General features: G+C 58.9%; 19 protein-coding genes. 12 read left to right on the plus strand and 7 right to left on the minus strand.

Features of this window, described 5'->3' with window-relative positions:
* Positions 1 to 52: 52 nt before the first annotated feature.
* The 4 genes from BMZ32_RS05640 to pilG form a co-directional block, all read right to left on the minus strand.
* Positions 53 to 2,098: a methyl-accepting chemotaxis protein gene (locus BMZ32_RS05640; protein ID WP_090240416.1), complete on the minus strand. Its 2,046-nt coding sequence runs from the start codon at positions 2,096 to 2,098 to the stop codon at positions 53 to 55.
* Between the two features lie 84 nt (positions 2,099 to 2,182).
* Positions 2,183 to 2,719 carry a chemotaxis protein CheW gene (locus tag BMZ32_RS05645; RefSeq protein WP_090240418.1) on the minus strand — a complete coding sequence of 179 codons (537 nt, stop codon included), beginning with the start codon at positions 2,717 to 2,719 and terminating at the stop codon, positions 2,183 to 2,185.
* Positions 2,720 to 2,763: 44 nt separating this feature from the next.
* On the minus strand, positions 2,764 to 3,129 hold the full coding sequence (pilH, locus tag BMZ32_RS05650) for a twitching motility response regulator PilH (RefSeq protein ID WP_090240420.1): 366 nt from the start codon (positions 3,127 to 3,129) through the stop codon (positions 2,764 to 2,766).
* A 47-nt stretch (positions 3,130 to 3,176) separates the two neighbouring features.
* Entirely contained in the window at positions 3,177 to 3,584 is a 408-nt protein-coding gene (pilG, locus tag BMZ32_RS05655; protein ID WP_090240421.1) for a twitching motility response regulator PilG, read from the minus strand.
* 240 nt (positions 3,585 to 3,824) lie between these two features.
* Between pilG and gshB the strand changes: the two genes are divergently transcribed.
* The 7 genes from gshB (at position 3,825) to BMZ32_RS05690 (ending at position 9,668) form a co-directional block, all read left to right on the plus strand.
* Positions 3,825 to 4,787: a glutathione synthase gene (gene gshB, locus BMZ32_RS05660; protein ID WP_090240423.1), complete on the plus strand. Its 963-nt coding sequence runs from the start codon at positions 3,825 to 3,827 to the stop codon at positions 4,785 to 4,787.
* A gap of 56 nt (positions 4,788 to 4,843) precedes the next feature.
* Positions 4,844 to 5,740 (plus strand): energy transducer TonB, encoded by an 897-nt coding sequence (locus tag BMZ32_RS05665; RefSeq protein ID WP_090240424.1) that lies wholly within the window; start codon positions 4,844 to 4,846, stop codon positions 5,738 to 5,740.
* Positions 5,741 to 5,824: 84 nt separating this feature from the next.
* Positions 5,825 to 6,394, plus strand: coding sequence for a YqgE/AlgH family protein (locus BMZ32_RS05670; protein ID WP_090240426.1), 570 nt, complete (start codon positions 5,825 to 5,827; stop codon positions 6,392 to 6,394).
* Positions 6,394 to 6,837: a Holliday junction resolvase RuvX gene (gene ruvX, locus BMZ32_RS05675; RefSeq protein WP_167376717.1), complete on the plus strand. Its 444-nt coding sequence runs from the start codon at positions 6,394 to 6,396 to the stop codon at positions 6,835 to 6,837. Before BMZ32_RS05670 ends, ruvX begins: the two co-directional genes overlap by 1 nt.
* A 32-nt stretch (positions 6,838 to 6,869) precedes the next feature.
* Positions 6,870 to 7,376 carry a bifunctional pyr operon transcriptional regulator/uracil phosphoribosyltransferase PyrR gene (pyrR, locus tag BMZ32_RS05680; protein ID WP_090240427.1) on the plus strand — a complete coding sequence of 169 codons (507 nt, stop codon included), beginning with the start codon at positions 6,870 to 6,872 and terminating at the stop codon, positions 7,374 to 7,376.
* 10 nt (positions 7,377 to 7,386) lie between these two features.
* Positions 7,387 to 8,397: an aspartate carbamoyltransferase catalytic subunit gene (locus BMZ32_RS05685; protein ID WP_090240429.1), complete on the plus strand. Its 1,011-nt coding sequence runs from the start codon at positions 7,387 to 7,389 to the stop codon at positions 8,395 to 8,397.
* Positions 8,397 to 9,668: a dihydroorotase gene (locus BMZ32_RS05690; RefSeq protein WP_090240431.1), complete on the plus strand. Its 1,272-nt coding sequence runs from the start codon at positions 8,397 to 8,399 to the stop codon at positions 9,666 to 9,668. The genes BMZ32_RS05685 and BMZ32_RS05690 overlap by 1 nt, the downstream gene beginning before the upstream one ends.
* A 64-nt stretch (positions 9,669 to 9,732) precedes the next feature.
* Here BMZ32_RS05690 and BMZ32_RS05695 read toward each other — a convergent pair whose 3' ends face one another.
* The gene (locus BMZ32_RS05695) at positions 9,733 to 10,125 is read right to left on the minus strand and encodes an NINE protein (RefSeq protein WP_090240432.1); all 393 of its coding nucleotides are present in this window, start codon (positions 10,123 to 10,125) and stop codon (positions 9,733 to 9,735) included.
* A gap of 159 nt (positions 10,126 to 10,284) precedes the next feature.
* Between BMZ32_RS05695 and BMZ32_RS05700 the strand changes: the two genes are divergently transcribed.
* Together BMZ32_RS05700 and BMZ32_RS05705 are read left to right on the plus strand one after the other, a co-directional pair.
* Positions 10,285 to 11,496 (plus strand): putative DNA modification/repair radical SAM protein, encoded by a 1,212-nt coding sequence (locus tag BMZ32_RS05700; protein WP_090240434.1) that lies wholly within the window; start codon positions 10,285 to 10,287, stop codon positions 11,494 to 11,496.
* Positions 11,496 to 12,374: a TIGR03915 family putative DNA repair protein gene (locus BMZ32_RS05705; RefSeq protein ID WP_090240436.1), complete on the plus strand. Its 879-nt coding sequence runs from the start codon at positions 11,496 to 11,498 to the stop codon at positions 12,372 to 12,374. Before BMZ32_RS05700 ends, BMZ32_RS05705 begins: the two co-directional genes overlap by 1 nt.
* Here the strand turns inward: BMZ32_RS05705 and BMZ32_RS05710 are convergent.
* Positions 12,340 to 13,485: a PilT/PilU family type 4a pilus ATPase gene (locus BMZ32_RS05710; RefSeq protein WP_090240438.1), complete on the minus strand. Its 1,146-nt coding sequence runs from the start codon at positions 13,483 to 13,485 to the stop codon at positions 12,340 to 12,342. The two genes, BMZ32_RS05705 and BMZ32_RS05710, sit on opposite strands and share 35 nt — an antisense overlap.
* A 107-nt stretch (positions 13,486 to 13,592) precedes the next feature.
* On the minus strand, positions 13,593 to 14,627 hold the full coding sequence (locus BMZ32_RS05715; protein WP_090240439.1) for a type IV pilus twitching motility protein PilT: 1,035 nt from the start codon (positions 14,625 to 14,627) through the stop codon (positions 13,593 to 13,595).
* A 63-nt stretch (positions 14,628 to 14,690) separates the two neighbouring features.
* Here BMZ32_RS05715 and BMZ32_RS05720 point away from each other — a divergent pair, with 63 nt between their 5' ends.
* From BMZ32_RS05720 to BMZ32_RS05730, 3 genes are read left to right on the plus strand one after another with little or no spacing between them, the layout of a single operon-like run.
* On the plus strand, positions 14,691 to 15,377 hold the full coding sequence (locus tag BMZ32_RS05720; protein WP_090240441.1) for a YggS family pyridoxal phosphate-dependent enzyme: 687 nt from the start codon (positions 14,691 to 14,693) through the stop codon (positions 15,375 to 15,377).
* A 35-nt stretch (positions 15,378 to 15,412) separates the two neighbouring features.
* Positions 15,413 to 16,231, plus strand: coding sequence for a pyrroline-5-carboxylate reductase (gene proC, locus BMZ32_RS05725; RefSeq protein ID WP_090240442.1), 819 nt, complete (start codon positions 15,413 to 15,415; stop codon positions 16,229 to 16,231).
* A 9-nt stretch (positions 16,232 to 16,240) separates the two neighbouring features.
* Entirely contained in the window at positions 16,241 to 16,831 is a 591-nt protein-coding gene (locus tag BMZ32_RS05730; RefSeq protein ID WP_090240443.1) for a YggT family protein, read from the plus strand.
* Positions 16,832 to 16,833: the final 2 nt, after the last annotated feature.

A 16,833-nucleotide genomic window follows, 5' to 3' on the forward strand; every position in this document is an offset into this window, starting at 1 on the left:
TTAAGACCATAGCCCTTTGCAGCCAGCCTTTCGGCCAACTGCAACGGCAACCTTAGGCCTGCTCTCCGCCCGGCAAGGTAAAGCCGGATACCGACTTACGCATCTCACTGGCCATCTTGGCCAGGTTACCAATGCTCTTGGCGGTTGCAGTGGTACCGGACGAGGTTTGCGAGGTAATTTCCTGAATGACGTTCATCGTGTTGGAAATGTGGCCTGCCGAAGAGGCCTGCTGGCGTGCGGCGTTGGAGATGTTCTGAATCAAGGCCGCAAGGGTCTTGGATACTTTCTCGATCTCCTCCAGCGCGACCCCGGCGTCCTGCGCCAGACGCGCACCGCGCACCACTTCGGAAGTCGTTTGTTCCATCGAGATAACGGCTTCGTTGGTGTCGGTCTGAATCGTCTTAACCAGCGCCTCGATTTGCTTGGTTGCGGCAGAAGAGCGTTCTGCGAGGCGTTGTACTTCGTCCGCTACTACGGCGAAGCCTCGACCTGCGTCACCGGCCATGGAGGCCTGGATCGCGGCGTTCAGTGCGAGGATATTAGTTTGGTCAGCAATGTCGTTAATCAGGCTAACGATATCGCCAATCTCCTGGGACGATTCACCGAGACGCTTAATACGTTTCGAGGTGTCCTGGATCTGCTCACGGATGTTATCCATGCCGGTGATGGTGTTGTGCACCACTTCGTTGCCTTTGTTGGCGATCGCTACCGAGCGTTCCGCTACCGCGGAGGACTCCGAGGCGTTCGCAGACACCTGATCAATCGACACGGCCATCTCGTTAATCGCCGCTGAGGCACCGGCAATTTCCTGAGCCTGATGCTCGGAAGCCTCGGCCAGATGCATCGCTGTGGCCTGGGTTTCCTGGGCGGCACCGGCTACCTGAACGGCGGTCAGGTTAATCGTGGCTACCAGATCACGCAGCTGGTCGATGGAGTAGTTGATGGAGTCGGCAATGGCACCGGTGAAGTCTTCGGTTACCGTCGCCGCTACAGTCAAGTCGCCATCGGCGAGGTCAGCGATTTCGTCGAGCAGTCGCAAAATCGCAGTTTGGTTACGTTCGTTCTTCTCGGCAGTGGAGGCCAGGCGACTGTTAGTTTCACGCACCATCACCAGACCGATCAGAATGATCGAGCCCAGCGCCAGCGCCGCGAGCACATAGCCGACCAAGGTGTTGATCGCACGCCCAGTGGCTTGATCGTCGAAGCCGACTGCTAGGCTGGAAGCCTTATCCAGCAGCGTCTGCGAAACGGTAAAGATCACGTTCGCCGACTCGCGCACTTGAAACAGTTCAGGTGAGGTTTCCAGAATCTCGTCCACCGAACCGGAAACGAACTCAAACAGCTCGGAGATTTCAGCGAGACGCTCGAGCGCTTCTGTGTCGGCTACCTGGGAGATCTCCATGGCAGCGTTGCCTTCCAGCATCGCGCTCAATACGCGACCGAAAAGGCTAGCATCACGACCAAACATATCGGCAGCCTGCACCGAATCTTGGTCACCGGCCAGTACCTTGTTAACCGAACCGAGAATACGTTCTGCCAGCAAGGATTGACGCTGAGCGACGGATACCTGAGCCGCCGGCGCACCGCTTTCCAGCAGAATGTCGACGACTTCCTCGTACTCGACCTGCAGCTGCGGGATGGTTTCCGCCAGAGTGGCGGCTACCTGGTGCAGCGACAGAACGGTCTGTTCGTTGGCCAGAATGGCGTCGGTGTTCTGCCGCAGCGTATCCCAATCCTGTTGCACCACAGCGATCTGTGGCTGCAGAGCCTCAGGCGCTGCAGGCAGCCCAGTTTCTTCGTTACCATCAGTCAGATAGCCCCAACGCGCTTGGAAGTCGTTGCGCGCGTCACGCAGCAAGCCGAACGCTTCTGGCGTACCAGCGGCGGCTTCAGTAGAGTTCTTAGCGATACGCTGGGACAAAACGCGCAGCTCACCGGCGTGGCCGATGTATTCTGTGTCGTAGTTGGATTGGGTGTTGATGTAGGCGAAGTTGGCGAACAACAACACAATCGAAACAATCAGGACAATAAACAGCCCCGCAATCAACGTGCTACTGCGCGTACCTGCTAACAAATTACCTGCATTTAGTTTTTTCATTTACTGGCCCCCGCCTGGACCGACCGCACTACGGTTCCCATGTAACGCCAAAAGGCCGGCAATGCCGACCCCACCGATAAACTGTTAATACGCCACATCGAGAAAACCCGAGTTTTGGGCCAGCGCGTGTGGGCTGAACACCAGCCAGGGCTGTTCACGTTGGAATACTCCGTGAATAAAAGGTGTGATGGATGCCTCGAGCGGCGGCAGCTGCTCGGAGAAAGTGTCCACCGGAAAATGCTGCATACCGAAGACTTCGTCGACCGTGAGGCCGGCAAAGACGTCCTGGTGATCGACCACCAGCACACGGCGTTTTTTGCGCAGCGGCGACAACTCGTTGCCAAAGAAGCCGCACAGATCCATGACCGGTAACAAGCGGCCGCGCACGTTGGCTACGCCCTTAACCCAACTTTTCACGCCAGGCAGCAAGGTGAAACGCGGCTCATGCAGAACCTCGCCAACCTCGCCCATGGGCGCGACGAAAAACCGCTCACCCATACGAAAACCGATACCGCTCCAGGTTTGCACGACCGCTTGCTGCGAAGGCAACCCAGCAGCCAGTGAACGACAGAGCCTATCGATATCCAGAAGTGTTTGAAAAGGTGTTTGCGCGTCGGACATGCCAGCTGCGGCCTTATTCTTTTTTAATTGCCGACTGACTCGGTTTAACCGGCCAATACCGCATTCAAGGTTTTAACCAGAGTGGCTTCATCCACCGGTTTGGTCAGGTAATCCTTCGCGCCCTGGCGCTTGCCCCAGACCTTGTCGGTTTCTTGATCTTTGGTGGTGACGATGATCACCGGGATGTGGCTGGTGTCAGCATCCTTGGTCAACTGACGGGTTGCCTGAAAACCATTGAGGCCAGGCATGACGATATCCATCAGGACGGCGTCCGGCTTTTCCTGGCGTGCCAGGGCGACGCCGTCGGCACCATTTTCCGCTTTCAGTACCTGATGGCCGTGCTTTTCCAGCATGGCAGTCAGTTTGTACATTTCAGTCGGCGAGTCATCAACAATCAGAATTCGAGCCATGGTGCTTCCCAATACTTTAAAAAGACGTCCAGCTGATCAGCTAGGCGTCAGGACGCTTGTTCCACCGGTACAAAGCCGGGCACATGGGCCTTAATCGCACCGAGCAGCTCTTCTTTACTGAAGGGCTTGGTCAGGTATTGATCGGAGCCTACGATGCGACCCTTGGCCTTATCGAACAAACCATCTTTAGAAGACAGCATGATCACCGGAGTGGATTTGAAAGCGCTGTTGTTCTTGATCAAGGCGCAGGTCTGATAGCCATCGAGCCGCGGCATCATAATGTCGACAAAAATGATATTTGGATGGGTATCAGCGATCTTTGCCAAAGCATCGAAACCGTCAACTGCGGTAATTACCTCGCAGCCCACCTTTTTCAGCAGGGTTTCCGCGGTACGACGAATCGTTTTTGAATCGTCGATCACCATCACCCTCAAACCCTCGGAATGCTGTTCCATGTCTGCCCTACCATCGCCTCGGTGAATCGTTATTTTTGCGTTATAGCAGTGCGCTTGAGGCCCTGTCACCGACGGGCTAACCCCCAATCGTCGGGCCTTTTTAGCACACTCTCCAGATGCAATCTATAAGCCGGACTGGGCCAAGGTTTTTCCTTGACCCCCTGACTTGTCAGCGCCACCCTGACGCCATATCGCGTCATAACACACTTTAATCGCTGCCATTTTACGGAGAACACCGCCATGAGCGTCCGCCTCGGCATTGTCATGGATCCTATCGCCCAGATCGCCTTCAAGAAGGACAGTTCGCTGGCCATGTTACTAGCTGCCAAAGCGCGCGGCTGGACCCTCTTTTATATGGAACAGAAAGACCTTTACCAAGCCAAGGGTGAAGCTCGCGCTCGGCTTTCAGAGCTTAATGTTTTCAACGACCCGCAACACTGGTTCGAGCTGGGCATTGAGCAGGATGTCGCGCTAAGCGAGCTGGATGTGATCCTGATGCGCAAGGATCCGCCCTTCGATAACGAGTTCGTCTACTCCACTTACCTGCTGGAACAAGCCGAGCAAGCCGGTACGCTGGTGGTCAACCGTCCGCAAAGTCTGCGCGACTGCAATGAAAAGTACTTTGCCACCCAGTTCAGCGAATACACCCCGCCGACCGTGGTGAGCCGTAGAGGCGACATTCTGCGCGAGTTTGCCAAAGAGCAGCGTGACATCATTCTCAAACCACTCGATGGTATGGGCGGATCGATGATATTTCGTCATCGCGAGGGCGATCCTAACCTTTCGGTGATTCTCGAGGCCCTGACCAACCACGGTCAGCAACAGATCATGGTTCAAGGTTATCTGCCCGCGATCAAAGATGGCGACAAGCGCATCCTGATGATCGACGGCGAACCCGTGCCTTATTGCCTGGCACGCATTCCGGCGGCCGGCGAAACCCGTGGCAACCTCGCCGCTGGGGGCCGTGGTGAAGCCAGGCCACTGAGCGATCGCGACCGTGAAATTGCCGCGGCCGTCGGCCCAACACTGCGTGAGAAAGGCCTGCTATTTGTCGGTTTGGACGTGATCGGTGAGCACCTGACTGAGATCAACGTTACCAGCCCGACCTGCATCCGCGAGATCGACGAGGCCTTTGATACGCGAATCGGCGAACGCCTGATGGACAAGATTGCCGAGAAGCTCAATGCGCGCAGTGCTTCATAGACTTTTCCATGCACCCTCGGCAGACTGCGCAGCAACCTGAGCAGACCTAAAGTGCGATGAACGCAGCAGCCCAACTCCCTGAACTTTCCAGCGCCGGCGTCAAGCCGGCGGACCGCTTGGGCTTTACCCTGTTCCTCGCCGCCGTGCTGCATGCCGCATTGATCCTCGGCCTGGGGTTTACCCTGGCCGAGCCCAGTCAGATCAGTAAAACCCTGGAGATCACCCTCTCCACCTTCAAAAGCGAGGAAAAGCCTAAAGAGGCCGACTTCCTCGCCCAAGACAATCAACAAGGCAGCGGCACCCTGGAACACAAAGCCGCACCGAAAACCACTGAGCAGGCGCTGTTTCAGGATAGCGAAGTCAAACGAATAACGCCGCCCGCCGCCCCGCAACAACCCGCCGTGCGCCAACAAGCGCCCAAAGCAGCGGTTGCCACCCGCGCGCCGCAACAGCAAAAAACTCCGGTCAAACGCGAAGAAGCCAAACCCACACCGCAAGCACGACCGGTACCCGTATTCGACAGCGCGCAACTGTCCTCGGAAATCGCCAGCCTGGAAGCCGAACTCGCCCTAGAAGTGCAGCAATACGCCAAACGACCGAAAGTCCATCGCATTAGCGCGGCCTCGACCATGCGCGACAAAGGCGCGTGGTACAAAGATGAGTGGCGCAAAAAGGTCGAGCGCGTTGGCAACCTCAACTATCCCGATGATGCTCGCCGCCAGGGCATCTACGGCAACCTGCGATTGCTGGTATCCATCAATCGCGATGGCACGCTATTCGAGGTGCAGGTACTGGAATCCTCCGGGCAGCGCCTGCTAGACCAGGCTGCCCTGCGCATCGTGCGCCTGGCCGCGCCGTTTGCCCCTTTCACCGGGGACCTGGCCGATGTCGACCGCCTGGAAATCATCCGCACTTGGCGCTTCGCCCGCGGTGACCGGCTGTCGAGCAACTAAGCCACCGCACAAAAGCAGCTCGCTGTAATCCAGGCTAAAAGTTTGAAGCTTGAGGCTTGCCGCGCAAAGCTCCAAACTACCCTCATGAAAGATGCCAACCCCAGCTACCTCAAGCACCACTTCCTGATTGCCATGCCGCACATGGCTGATCCGCGCTTTGCGCAGTCGGTCACTTACCTGATCGACCACAACGAACATGGCGCCATGGGCTTGATCATCAACAAGCCCAACGGCCTCAGTTTGGCCGACGTTCTCGAACAGCTGCGCCCGGATGACGAGCCACCGGTGTTGTGTCAGAGCCTGCCGATCTTTACGGGCGGCCCGGTGCAGACTGATCGCGGCTTTGTCTTACACCCCAGTGGTCCACAGTACCAAGCGACGTTGGAACTGGGCGAGCTGGGTCTGTCGACGTCTCAGGACGTGCTGTTCGCGATTGCAGATGGCAGCGGCCCCGAGAAATACCTGATTACCCTCGGCTATGCCGGCTGGGAGGCTGGGCAACTGGAGACCGAGCTGGTCGATAACGCCTGGCTAACGTGCCCGGCGGACGCGAGCATCCTCTTCGACCTGCCCTTCGATCAGCGCCTCAACGCCGCCGCCTCACGCCTGGGCGTCAACCTCAGCCTGCTCACCTCACAAACGGGACACGCCTGATGACTGAAATCAAGGCAAAGCCACTGCGACTGCTGCTGGGCTTCGATTACGGCAGCAAACAGATCGGCGTGGCTGTCGGCCAGATCATCACCGGCCAAGCCCGTGAACTGTGCATCCTCAAGGCCCAGAACGGCGTACCGGACTGGCAGCAAGTCGAGGCCCTGATCAAGGAATGGCAGCCGGACGCCATTGTCGTCGGCCTGCCACTGAACATGGACGGCACGAAAAGCGAGATGAGCGAGCGCGCGGAAAAATTCGCCCGCCGCCTCAACGGCCGCTTCAACCTGCCCGTACACACCCATGACGAACGCCTGACCACTTACGAGGCCAAGGGCCAACGACTGCAGCAGGGGCAAACCAGCGGCTACCGCGAACGCCCGGTCGACGCCCTTGCCGCTGCGTTGTTATTGCAAGGCTGGCTAGAAGAAAATTGCTCGGGCTAACTGCCCGCCGAATCTGTACCTGGAGTGTTGCCATGAGCTTACCCAACCCGGCCGAACTGCTACCGCAAATGGCCGCCGCGCTGACCAGCCACCTGAATAAGCGGCGGATCAGCGAGCCGCGTTTTATTGGCATCCGCACCGGCGGCGTCTGGGTGGCCCAAGCACTGCTTGCGACGCTGAACCGTGACGACGCGCTGGGTATCCTCGATGTGTCCTTCTACCGTGACGACTTCACCCAGAACGGGCTGCACCCACAGGTGCAGCCGTCCGAACTGCCGTTCGAAATCGAAGGCCAGCACCTGGTGCTGATAGACGACGTGCTGATGAGCGGCCGCACTATCCGCGCCGCGCTCAACGAGCTGTTTGACTATGGCCGCCCTGCCAGCGTAACCCTGGTCAGCCTGCTCGATCTGGATGCCCGCGAACTGCCGATACGCCCCGACGTGGTCGGCGCGACCCTGTCGCTGACCGCGGATCAACGGGTAAAACTGTCCGGCCCGACGCCGCTGACCCTCGAACTCCAGACGCTTGCCAACTGAGACTCGCCCGATGACGACCCTAGCAACCAAGCGCCCGCTGCAGCTTAACGACCAAGGCCAGCTGCGCCACTTTCTGTCCATCGACGGCCTGCCGCGCGAACTGCTGACAGAAATTCTCGACACCGCCGACTCCTTCCTTGAAGTCGGCGAAAGGGCCGTAAAGAAAGTCCCACTGCTGCGCGGCAAGACCGTGTGCAATGTGTTCTTCGAGAACTCCACACGCACCCGCACCACCTTCGAGCTGGCCGCCCAACGCCTGTCCGCCGACGTAATCAGCCTTAATGTGTCGACCAGTTCGACCAGCAAGGGCGAAACCCTGTTCGACACCCTGCGCAACCTCGAAGCCATGGCCGCCGATATTTTCGTGGTGCGTCACGGTGACTCCGGAGCCGCGCACTTTATCGCCGAGCATGTCTGCCCGAACCTAGCAATCATCAACGGCGGCGACGGCCGCCACGCGCACCCAACTCAGGGCATGCTCGACATGCTGACCATCCGCCGCCATAAGGGCAGTTTCGAGAACCTTTCGGTGGCGATTGTCGGTGACATCCTGCACTCGCGGGTCGCACGCTCCAACATGCTGGCGCTGAAGACTCTAGGTTGCCCGGACATCCGCGTGATCGCGCCAAAGACCCTGCTGCCGGTTGGTATCGAACAATACGGCGTCAGCGTTTACAGCGACATGGCTGAAGGCCTCAAGGACGTCGATGTGGTGATCATGCTGCGTTTGCAGCGTGAGCGCATGACCGGTGGCCTGCTGCCCAGCGAAGGTGAGTTCTACCGCCTGTTCGGCCTGACCGAAGAGCGCTTAAAGCTGGCTAAACCCGATGCACTGGTGATGCACCCAGGGCCGATCAACCGCGGCGTTGAGATCGAGTCAGCGGTCGCCGACGGCCCGCAATCGGTGATCCTTAACCAGGTCACCTACGGCATCGCTATTCGCATGGCCGTGCTGTCCATGACCATGAGCGGGCAAAACGCCCAACGCCAACTCAATCAAGATGCCGAGGAGCAGAACTGATGCGCATCCGTATCCTTGGCGCCCGAGTGATCGACCCCAGCAGCGGCTTCGATCAACTCGCCGACATCTTTATCGAAAGCGGCAAGATTGTCGCCATTGGCCAACCGCCAGCCGATTTCGTGCCACAGCAGAGCATCGACGCTCAAGGCCTGGTCGCTGCGCCGGGCCTAGTCGACCTCAATGTCGCCCTGCGCGAACCGGGCTACAGCCGTAAAGGCAGTATTGCCACGGAAACCCTGGCCGCCGCCGCTGGTGGCGTCACCAGCCTGTGTTGCCCACCCTTTACCAAGCCCGTGCTCGACACCCCGGCCGTAGCCGAGCTGATTCTCGACCGCGCCCGTGAGGCTGGACACACCAAAGTCTTTCCGATCGGCGCCCTCAGCAAAGGCCTGGAAGGCGAGCAGCTTGCAGAACTGGTGGCGCTGCGCGACGCCGGCTGCGTGGCCTTCGGCAACGGTCTCGATAGCTTTCGCAATAACCGCACCCTGCGCCGCGCGCTGGAATACGCGGCCACCTTCGATCTGACGGTAATCTTCAATTCTCAGGATCACGATCTAGCCGAAGACGGCCTGGCCCATGAAGGCGCAATGGCCAGCTTCCTCGGCCTACCGGGTATTCCGGAAAGCGCCGAGACCGTGGCCCTGGCCCGCGACCTGCTGCTGGTTGAACAGACGGGTGTGCGCGCGCATTTCAGCCAACTGACCAGCGCCCGTGGTGCCCAGCTGATCGCCGACGCCCAAGCACGCGGCTTACCAGTGACGGCCGACGTGGCGATGTACCAGCTGATCCTCACCGACGAAGCCTTGGAAGGGTTCTCCAGCCTTTACCATGTGCAGCCGCCTCTGCGCACGGCGGCGGACCGTGAGGGCCTGCGCGCCGCCGTGAAAAGCGGTGTTATTTCGGCCATTGCCAGCCACCATCAGCCGCATGAGCGCGATGCCAAGTTAGCACCGTTCGGTGCTACAGAGCCGGGCATCAGCAGCGTACAACTGCTGCTGCCACTGGCCATGAGCCTGGTGCAAGATGGCCTACTCGACTTGCCTACCCTGCTGGCACGCTTGAGCAACGGCCCAGCAGATGCCTTGAGCCTGCCGCTTGGCCGGCTCAAGGTCGGCGCAGCGGCTGACCTGCTATTGTTCGATCCACAGGCGTCGACGCTGGCGGGCGAAAGCTGGTTTTCAAAAGGCAGCAACTGCCCCTTTATTGGTCATTGCCTGCCCGGCGCGGTGCGCTACACCCTGATTGATGGGCATATCAGCTACCAGGCGTAAACCCGAACGTCAAACGCAATAAGCCCGCCAATTGGCGGGCTTATTTTTGCCAACGTATTCACACTCACTGAGCGTTCTTGAGCGAAACTTGGGTATTCAACGTCCAGAAATCGTACAACACGCCAACCAAGAATAAACCGCCAGTACAGAGGTAGATAATCCCGGTTATCCACTTGCCCTGGTACATGCGGTGCACGCCGAAAATGCCGAGAAAGGTCAGCAAAATCCAGGCCACGTTGTAGTCGGTATCGCCCGCGGTAAAGCGCAGATCAGCCTCGCGATCCATTGCGGGGATCAAGAATAGATCGACAATCCAGCCAACAAACAGCAGGCCAAAGGTGAAGAACCAAATGGTCCCGGTCACCGGCTTGCCGTAATAAAACCGGTGGGCGCCGAGAAAGCCAAAAATCCATAGCAAATAGCCGATAAGTTTGCTGTGCGTATCCTGTCGCTGCATATGCGTGCCTCCTAATATGGCGTGAGTTATATCTGACGTCACACTCTACGCAAGGTTCGCCAAGCGGGGAAATCCACAGAACAGGTTGCAATACCAGCGCTTGATACTCGCCTAACATTGCTAAATACTGTATGCATAACCAGTTAAGCGAGCGCCGTTATGCAACTCATCGAAAAACTCACCGTGCTCGCCGACGCCGCCAAATATGACGCCTCCTGCGCCAGCAGCGGCGCCCCCACACGCAGCTCCAAGGGCAAGAGCGGTATTGGCTCAACCAGCGGCATGGGCATCTGCCACAGCTTCACCCCCGACGGCCGTTGCGTGGCTCTGCTGAAAATCCTGCTGACTAATTTCTGCCTGTATGACTGCCAGTACTGCGTTAACCGCCGCTCCAGCGACGTGCCCCGCGCGCGCTTTACCCCGGAAGAAGTGGTGACCCTGACTATCGATTTCTACAAGCGCAACTGCATCAGCGGGCTGTTTCTCAGTTCGGGCATCATTCGCTCCGCCGACTACACCATGGAGCAGCTCATCCGCGTGGCTAAACTGCTGCGCGAAGAGCATGAGTTTCGCGGCTATATCCACCTCAAGACCATTCCGGACGCCGATCCGCTGTTGATTGCCGAAGCCGGGCGCTATGCCGACCGGCTCAGCGTCAACATCGAACTGCCCACCGAGGCCAGCCTGATCCGCCTGGCACCGGAGAAACAGCTGCGCACCATCAAGCAGGCCATGCACTCGATTCATCTGGGTGAAAGCGAAGCCCGTGTTGAAGTACGTGCGCCACGCTTCGCTCCCGCGGGGCAAAGCACGCAGATGATTATTGGCGCAGACGCCACCGATGACAGCACCATCCTGCACACCGCCGCCTCGCTCTATGACAACTATCGGTTGCGCCGCGTTTACTACTCAGCCTTCAGTCCAATCCCGCAAAGCCCGAATACCGTGCCCTTCGAGGCGCCGCCGCTGCTGCGCGAACATCGCCTGTATCAGGCGGATTTTCTGATGCGCGGTTATGGCTTCGAGGCCAGCGAGCTCCTCAGTGGCCCTGGCAATCTAGCGCTGGATATCGACCCTAAACTGGCCTGGGCACTGAACAACCGCGAGCATTTCCCGGTTGATCTCAACCGCGCCGAACCCGCCATGATTGCCCGCGTACCCGGCATCGGCGTACTCAGCGCTAAACGCTTGGTCGCGCTACGCCGCCAGCGACGTATCCGCTTTGAGGACCTGACGCGCTTGCGCTGCGCCCTGGAAAAGGCCAAGCCTTTTATCGTCACCCAAGACTACCGGCCACTGCAGGCCAGCCGCGAGTCACTCCTCTTGCGCCAGCAATTGAGTGAAGCACCGGCCCAGATGGCGCTGTGGTAATGCACAGCGCACACTTCGATGGCAGCTTTGCGGGCTGGCGTGAGGCTGCTCGCACGCTACTGTGCCACGGTCTGGCACCGCATCAAGTCAACTGGCGGGGTGACGGCGACAGCGGCGGCCTGTTTGACCAAGCACCCAGCCCTGTAAATACTCAGCCTGCAGCTGAGCCGCCGCGAATTCCCAGGCAACTGCTAGAGCTGCTGCAAAGCGCAGCATGCTTTCGTGTCGAAGATCGCTGGAGCCTGCTGTACCGAGTTCTCTGGCGCGTCGCTCAGGGTGATCGCGCCGCCATGCTGCCCGGAGATATCGACGGCAGCCAGCTGCATAAGCGACTCAAAGCGGTGCGCCGTGAAGCCCATCACCTGCATGCATTTGTGCGCTTTCACCCTCGCCCTGAGACTGTCGAAGGCCCGCAACTGGTGGCGTGGCACGAACCCGCCCATGACATTCTGCACAGCGCCAGCGAACACTTCGCTGAACGCCTGGGCCGCAGCACCTGGCTGATTGCTACGCCAGATGACGGCATCTACTGGGATGGCCGGCATTTGCACTATCAGCGCCCCTGCCCGGATGAGTGGCAGCGCCTGGCGCAAACGCCGGAAGATGATGGGCAAGCTTTGTGGCTGGCCTATTACGGCAGCACCTTTAATCCCGCACGGTTGAACCGCAGCGCCTTGGAGAACAGCCTACCGGTGCGCTTCTGGAAAAATCTGCCGGAAGGTCCGCTGATTCCCCAGCTAATGAGCCAGGCCCGCGCGGGCGCTCAGCGCGACGGTCAGGCTACAGCCGTCGCCCAGCAAGCCGGCAAAAGCATCCGCTACAACGTCGCGAAGAAACCGCCTATCAGCGGAAACGCCGACCCGGCTCCTCATCACTAACTTCCAGCGACAGCCCCTGGGTCATAGTACTTAAGTGATCACCATCGGTTTCCGAGCCGAGCTTGATCATCAGACGCAGATCGTTGGCCGAGTCCGCATAGAGCAGCGCATCTTCGTAGGTGATCTCACCCTGACTGTAGAGGGTATAAAGCGCCTGATCGAAGGTTTGCATACCCAGCTCGGTGGAGCGCTTCATCAGTGCTTTGAGCTCGTGCACATCGCCCTTGCGAATCAGGTCAGCCGCCAGCGGAGTGTTGATCAGCACCTCGATCACCGCGCGACGGCCCTTGCCATCTGGCGTCGGAATCAACTGCTGGGCAACGATGGCCTTAAGGTTCAGCGACAAGTCCATCCACACCTGATTCTGCCGGTCCGCCGGGAAGAAGTTGATGATGCGGTCCAGCGCCTGGTTGGCGTTGTTGGCGTGCAAGGTGGCCAGACACAGATGGCCCGTTTCAGCGAAGGCTACCGCATGGTCCATGGTTTCACGGGTGCGCACCTCGCCGATCAGAATCACGTCCGGGGCCTGACGCAGAGTGTTCTTCAGCGCCACCTCGAAAGATTCGGTGTCAATGCCGACTTCACGCTGGGTAACGATGCAGCTCTGATGCTGGTGGATGTATTCGATCGGGTCTTCGATGGAGATGATATGGCCACTGCTGTTCTTGTTGCGGTAGCCGATCATCGCTGCCAGCGAGGTCGATTTACCAGTACCGGTGGCGCCGACAAACAACACCAGACCGCGCTTGGTCAGCGCCAGCTTCTTGAGGATTTCCGGTAGTTTCAGCTCATCGAGTGTCGGGATATTGGTCTCGATACGCCGCAACACCATGCCGGCCAAGTTACGCTGGTAAAAGGCACTGACGCGGAAACGGCCAACACCGCGAGCGCTGATGGCGAAGTTACATTCGTGATTCTCGGTAAAGTCGCGGCGCTGTTGTTCGTTCATCACCGAATGCACGGTTTCACGGGTCTGCTCAGGCGACATGGGTGTCTTGGTGATCGGCATGATCTTGCCGTTAACCTTCATCGAAGGCGGCACGCCAGCGGTAATAAACAGGTCAGAGCCGCCCTTTTCGACCATCAGGCGCAGCAGTTTTTCGAATTCCATCGTTGTTCGCCCATGTGCATCACGCGGTTATGCAAGAGCCAGCGGCAGGCGCGTGTGTTGCCGCTGGGCTGAACCCGACAGGCGACTGCCTGCCAGGCACTGTCGATTTAGAAGTTTTCCGGTGTCTTGGCCTTCTCGCGCGCCGCTTCACGGCTGACGATGCCCTTGGAAACCAGAGTCTTCAAGCAGGAATCTAGGGTCTGCATGCCCAGCGAGCCGCCGGTCTGGATGGCCGAGTACATCTGCGCGACCTTGTCCTCACGGATCAGGTTACGGATGGCAGGGGTACCAATCATAATTTCGTGGGCCGCCACCCGACCGCCACCGATTTTCTTCAGCAGGGTTTGCGAGATCACTGATTGCAGGGACTCGGAGAGCATGGAGCGGACCATGGATTTCTCTTCGGCCGGGAATACATCGACCACGCGGTCGATGGTCTTGGCCGCCGAGGTGGTGTGCAGGGTACCGAAGACCAGGTGACCGGTTTCCGCGGCCGTCAGGGCCAGGCGGATGGTTTCCAGGTCACGCATCTCACCGACCAGAATGATGTCCGGGTCTTCGCGCAGCGCCGAGCGCAGGGCCTCGGAGAAACCGAGGGTGTCGCGGTGCACCTCACGTTGGTTAATCAGGCATTTTTTCGATTCATGCACGAATTCGATTGGGTCTTCGACCGTAAGAATGTGGTGGTATTTATTGCTGTTTATATAGTCGAGCATCGCCGCCAGGGTGGTCGACTTACCCGAGCCAGTCGGCCCGGTAACCAGCACCAGACCTCGCGGCACATCGGAAATCTTGCGGAAGATCTCCCCCATGCCGAGGTCTTCCATGCTCAGCACTTTCGACGGAATGGTCCGAAATACCGCACCAGAACCGCGATTCTGGTTGAAGGCGTTAACCCGGAAGCGCGCCACACCCGGCACTTCGAAGGAAAAGTCGGTCTCGAGGAACTCCTCGAAATCCTTACGCTGCTTGTCGTTCATGATGTCGTAGATCAGCGCATGCACTTGTTTATGGTCCAGTGCAGGCAAATTGATCCGGCGAACGTCACCGTCGACCCGAATCATCGGGGGCAGGCCAGCGGAGAGGTGCAGGTCCGATGCACCTTGCTTGGCGCTGAAGGCCAGCAATTCAGTGATATCCATGGGACTCCCTAATGACAAACAAGCAGGTAGAATGCCGCTAAACCCAGGCGGCGGGCGCGAGTAATGTCCACGATAGCAGAGAATATTGCAAAGGTCGGAGTGCGCATACGTGAGGCGGCGCAAGCCTCACAGCGAGATTGTGGGTCTATTGGCCTGCTCGCGGTGAGCAAAACAAAACCTGCAGCGGCGATTCGTCAGGCGTTTAACGCTGGCACCGCGAATTTCGGCGAGAACTACCTGCAAGAAGCACTGGATAAACAGGTCGAACTGCATGACTTGCCACTGACCTGGCATTTTATTGGCCCAATCCAGTCCAACAAAACCAAACCTATCGCCGAGCACTTCAGCTGGGTGCACTCGGTGGACCGTCTAAAAATAGCCGAACGCCTGTCTGCACAGCGTCCGGCGCACCTGCCACCGTTAAATATCTGCCTGCAGGTCAATGTCAGTGGCGAAGCCAGTAAATCCGGCTGCAGCCCTGACGAGCTGAGCGCACTGGCACACGCAGTTACACAACTGCCGCACCTGCACCTGCGCGGATTGATGACAATTCCTGAGCCCACCGACGACCCCGCCGAGCAACGCGCCGCTTTCGCCCGTTTGCGCGAACTGCAGCAAGGTCTGAACCTGGGCCTCGACACTTTGTCCATGGGCATGAGCCATGACTTGGAGGCGGCCATCGGCGAAGGCGCGACCTGGGTGCGCGTCGGCACCGCATTATTTGGCGCGCGTGACTACAGCACACCCTGATTAAGTTTGCCTTCATCCTGACCAAGGAAACCACTATGACCTCTCCCCGCATTGCCTTTATCGGCGCTGGCAATATGGCCGCCAGCTTGATCGGCGGTCTGCGCGCGCAAGGCATCGACGCCAGCGCCATTCGCGCCAGTGACCGTGGAGCCGAACAGCGCAGCAAAATTAGCACCGAGCATGGCATCGACACCTTCGCCGCCAACGCTGACGCCATCAAAGATGCCGACATCATCGTGCTCTCGGTAAAACCGCAAGTTATGAAAGACGTCTGCCTGGACCTCGCCGCAAATATCGGCGAGCAGCAACTGGTGGTCTCCATTGCCGCCGGCATCAGCTGCGCCAGCCTGGAAAACTGGCTCGGTCCACGTGCCATTGTGCGCTGCATGCCCAACACCCCGGCCTTGCTGCGCCAGGGCGTCAGTGGCCTGTATGGCAACGCCCAGGTCTCACCAAACCAGCGTCAGCAGGCCGAACAGCTGCTCAGCGCCGTAGGCCTGGCACTGTGGCTGGACAAAGAAGAGCAAATCGACGCCGTAACGGCCGTTTCTGGCAGCGGTCCGGCCTACTTCTTCCTGCTGATTGAAGCCATGACTGCTGCCGGCGAGAAGCTCGGCCTGCCGCGTGACACCGCCGCCCAACTGACCCTGCACACCGCCCTTGGGGCTGCGCGCATGGCCGTGGCCAGCGATGTCGATGCCAGCGAACTGCGCCGCCGCGTCACCTCGCCCGCCGGCACCACCGAGGCTGCCATCAAGAGTTTCCAGGCTGGTGGTTTCGAAGCATTGGTCGAAAAAGCACTTAACGCTGCCGCCCACCGTTCTGCCGAACTGGCCGAGCAACTGGGTCAATAAGGAACGAAGATGACTGGATTCACCACCGCTGCTGTTTATATCCTGCAAACCATTGGTAGCCTTTACCTGCTGATCGTATTGCTGCGTTTTATCCTGCAATTGGTTCGTGCGGACTTCTACAATCCGCTCAGCCAATTCATCGTGCGCGCCACTCACCCGCTGCTGAAACCCTTGCGCAAGGTCATCCCCAGCCTTGCCGGGCTGGACCTGGCGTCGCTGGTGTTAGCGATTCTGGTGCAGCTGGTGCTGATGGCACTGACCCTGATGCTGCTCGGCTATGGCCTGGATAACCCAGTGCAGTTGCTGGTCTGGTCGATCATTGGCGTCACCGCGCTGTTCCTCAAGGTGTTCTTCTTTGCCTTGATCATCAGCGTCATTCTCTCCTGGGTCGCGCAAGGCAGCCAAAACCCGGCGGTAGGCTTGGTCAACCAAATATGCGAACCGCTGCTGTCGCCGATTCGCCGCATCTTGCCAAGCATGGGCGGGCTGGATCTGTCGCCGATCGTAGCCTTCTTGATTCTCAACCTGATCGACATGATGGTGATCCGCAACCTGGCGGTCATGACCGGCATGCTCAAAGGCTTAAGCCTGGCGATCTAACC

The sequence above is a fragment of the Pseudomonas guineae genome, assembly GCF_900113745.1.
Classification (GTDB): domain Bacteria; phylum Pseudomonadota; class Gammaproteobacteria; order Pseudomonadales; family Pseudomonadaceae; genus Aquipseudomonas; species Aquipseudomonas guineae.